Source organism: Okeania sp. SIO2C9, assembly GCF_010672455.1.
In the GTDB taxonomy this organism is placed as follows: domain Bacteria; phylum Cyanobacteriota; class Cyanobacteriia; order Cyanobacteriales; family Microcoleaceae; genus Okeania.
In genome coordinates this window covers 1-3519 of sequence record NZ_JAAHGO010000177.1, presented here as the reverse complement: position 1 = coordinate 3519, position 3519 = coordinate 1, and the positions used below count along the sequence as shown (strand labels likewise).

The 3519-nt window shown below is 44.7% G+C and carries 3 protein-coding genes; all 3 read left to right on the top strand.

Annotation, left to right across the window (positions count from 1 at the left end; genetic code table 11):
• The first annotated feature begins 324 nt into the window (after positions 1–324).
• Genes F6K23_RS39995 through F6K23_RS39985 form a run of 3 tightly spaced genes read left to right on the top strand, consistent with a single transcriptional unit; the run spans position 325 to position 3504 of the window.
• Positions 325–888: a recombinase family protein gene (locus F6K23_RS39995; RefSeq protein WP_293166698.1), complete on the top strand. Its 564-nt coding sequence runs from the start codon at positions 325–327 to the stop codon at positions 886–888.
• Between the two features lie 11 nt (positions 889–899).
• On the top strand, positions 900–2543 hold the full coding sequence (locus F6K23_RS39990; RefSeq protein WP_293166700.1) for an IS481 family transposase: 1644 nt from the start codon (positions 900–902) through the stop codon (positions 2541–2543).
• Positions 2533–3504, top strand: a complete 972-nt coding sequence (locus F6K23_RS39985) for an ExeA family protein (protein WP_293166696.1) — start codon at positions 2533–2535, stop codon at positions 3502–3504. The genes F6K23_RS39990 and F6K23_RS39985 overlap by 11 nt, the downstream gene beginning before the upstream one ends.
• Positions 3505–3519: the final 15 nt, after the last annotated feature.

Here is a 3519-nt window from a genome sequence, read left to right as displayed (position 1 = left end):
TGTAGCAGCCAGCAATAAGATTGTCCTCGACCAGCAATAACGATCATTTTGAGCCAGGATTAATTGCAACTAGATTTACTTTTGAGCCAGAATTAACTGCAACTGAGCCAGGATTAAATGCAACCAGACAGCAATAACTTTTTTGAGCCAGAATTATTTGCAACTAGACGTGTAAAGAAAACGTTCGTTTTTTTTACTCTTTTCTCTCAGTAATGACAGAAACGAAAATAGGACTTTAGAAAAGTAAAAAAACTCAGTCAAGTTATTTAAGGCAAGATATAATAATTAGTAATGAGTTTCTTGCCTTACGACTAAGGCCCACCCATGCTAATTGGTTATGCCCGAGTCTCGACAGATGACCAAAACTTAAGTCTGCAAAGAGATGCCTTGCGGACTGCGGGATGTCATCGGATTTATGAAGATTGTATTAGTGGGGTATCAGCAGCCAGACCTGGTTTACAAAAAGCTCTTGAAGTAGCTCGAACCGGAGATTTATTAGTTGTGTGGCGTTTAGACCGACTCGGGCGATCACTAAAAAATTTGATAGAGATAGTAGAAACTCTTTCAAAAAGAGGTATAGAGCTACAAAGCCTCACAGAAGTAATTGCTACAAACTCTAGTAGCGGTAAACTCATCTTCCACTTATTCGCAGCCTTAGCCGAATTCGAGCGTAACCTGATTAGAGAACGAACCCAAGTAGGCTTAAAAGCAGCTCGTGCCAGGGGACGGAAAGGGGGTCGCCCCAAAACCCTCAAACCAGCCCAGCGCCAGTTAGTAGTTAAACTTTACGATGAAAGCCAATACACCATTGATGAAATCTGTCAGATGATGGGCATCTCCAAGCCAACGCTTTACCACTACATTGCGGAGGCTAGAGGCACGACGTGAGTCGCAAACAAATTCCCTCTGAAGCGCTCGTTCAACTACGCTCTAGGTTGGAATTACTGCCAGAGCGTTCGCGGGAGCGTCGCGAACTAATTGAAGAAGCTTCTGCTAACTATGGTGTGTCAGTAGATACTCTCTATCGTAGCTTGCGAAGACAACAAAAGCCCAAAGCTATTCAGCGTTCCGACAAAGGAAAACCTCGTAAACTAACTCGCTCAGAAATGGAGAATTACTGTGAGGTAATAGCAGCGATGAAAATCCGCACCAACAACTCCAAAGGGCGACACCTTTCCACAGCACGAGCCATTGAACTACTAGAAGAATATGGCATAGAAACCCCAGACGGTTTCATTCAACCACCAAAAGAACTGCTGAAAAAAAGTACAGTTAACTATTATCTCAAAGCTTGGGGATATGACCACACATCCCTTGCCCGACAGCCACCAGCAGTGCGCTTTCAAGCTGAACAGAGTAATGAATGCTGGCACTTTGACTTGAGCCATTCCGACTTAAAATATATCAAGCAACCTCCTTGGGTGCAGTCTGGGCGAGGAAAACCACAATTAATGCTCTACAGTGTAGTTGATGACCGCAGTGGTGCTTGTTATCAAGAATATCGCTGTGCTTATGGGGAAGATGCGGAAACTGCTTTACGGTTCTTGTTTAACGCCATGAGTGCTAAAACCATTGAAGGGTTTTCATTTCAAGGCATCCCACAAATGCTCTACACCGATAACGGTCCGATTGCCAAGAGTCGAGTATTTCAGAACGTGATGGACTGTTTGGGAGTAAAAGTAGTAACCCACCTACCTAACGGTAAAGATGGCAGACGAGTTACAGCACGAGCTAAGGGCAAAGTTGAGCGCCCTTTTCGCACCATCAAGGAAGCTCACGAAACCCTATATCACTTCCACCAACCGGAAACTGAAGTTGAAGCCAACCGTTGGTTACACCAGTATTTGCTCAACTACAATAGTCAGCCTCACCGTCAAGAAAACCATTCTCGCATCGAAGACTGGCGTCTACATCTCCCCAAGACAGGATTACTGCAAATGTGTAGCTGGGAACGCTTCTGTACCTTTGCCAGGGAACCTGAGCAGAGAAAAGTTGATGGTTGTGCGCGAATCTCTGTTGAAGGAGTGGCTTATGAAGTAGACCCAGATTTAGCTGGAGAGATGGTTGTCCTCTGGTGGGGATTATTTGACAACGAGTTGTATGTGGAAAAGGAGGAAAAAAGATATGGCCCTTATTTACCAGTAGATGGCCCCATTCCCCTACATCGCTATCGCCAATTCAAGAAAAGTAAGACCCAACAACGAGCTGATAGAATTGAAGCTCTCTCAAAAAAGTTGGCTTTGCCGACTACTGCCTGGCAAGGAGACGGGGAATTCCAGTTCTTGGCTCAAACTCATACAGCACCTGGATTAGTTGTAGTTCCCTTTATTGACCCCGATCCCTTCCAAGAGTTTAGCTACCCTACAGTCTTGGCAGCCAAGGGTGCCATTGCTGACTACCTAGCTTTGCCCTTAGCTCGTTTATCTGAAGTCGAGCGGGCTTTTATCGATGAACTGTTGAAGGAAACCTTAGAAAAACAAGTTATTTTGGAAAGGGTGCAGCACTACTTTCAGAGTGGGAGGCGGAACAAAGATGTTGACTGAAGTGCAGCAATTTTTCGGCTTAGTCAAGGAATTTCGGCGGGCGGGTTACTATGAAACAGAACACCTGCGCCGTTTATTCACAGAGATTTCTGCTGCAATTCGTATGGGGAAATTAATCGCCATAACAGGGGTTGTAGGCTGTGGTAAGACTGTTACTATGAGACGTTTACAGGCAGCTTTGAAGCAAGAAGGGAAAATCTGGGTATCTCAATCTTTATCAGTGGATAAAAATCGAACGACTTTACCCAGTTTGATTGCAGCCTTATTCTATGATTTATCTTCAGATAAGCAGGTAAAGATTCCTAGTTCTGGAGAAAAGCGGGAGCGCGAACTGCGAGAACTTTTTCGCAAGGGAAAGAAGCCAGTTGCACTTTTCATCGATGAAGCCCATGACCTACACTACAGCACTTTAACCGGACTCAAGCGTTTGATTGAGGTGGTAGAAGATGGAGGGGGTACTCTCTCAATTGTGTTGGGCGGTCATCCTAAACTCAAGAATGACTTGCGTCGTCCAACAATGGAGGAAATCGGCTATCGCACTGCCGTCTTCTCCTTGGATAGTATTGGGGGTTGCCAGGGGGAGTACATTCAATGGCTGTTGGGAGAATGTGTGGCTGAAGATACAGCTCTTTCTGAATTAATTGTTCCTGAAGCTGTTGATGAGCTAGCTCAAAAATTGAGAACACCTTTACAAATTCAACAGCACTTATCTTTGGCTTTTGAGCAAGCTTACCGCCTGGGTGAAAAGCCTGTAACTGTGGCGGTGGTTGAATCAATTCTTTCTAAGCAGATTGATGAGTTAGAACCTACTTTAACTCGTCATGGCTATAACGTTAAAAGTCTGTCTGAACAGTTTAATGCTAAACCTGCGGAGATTCGTTCTTTGTTTCGAGGTCAACTTGAACCAAGTCGCGCCCGTGAGTTGCAGGAACAGATGTTAGCTGCTGGATTACCTTTGTAGGGACTTTATACTCAG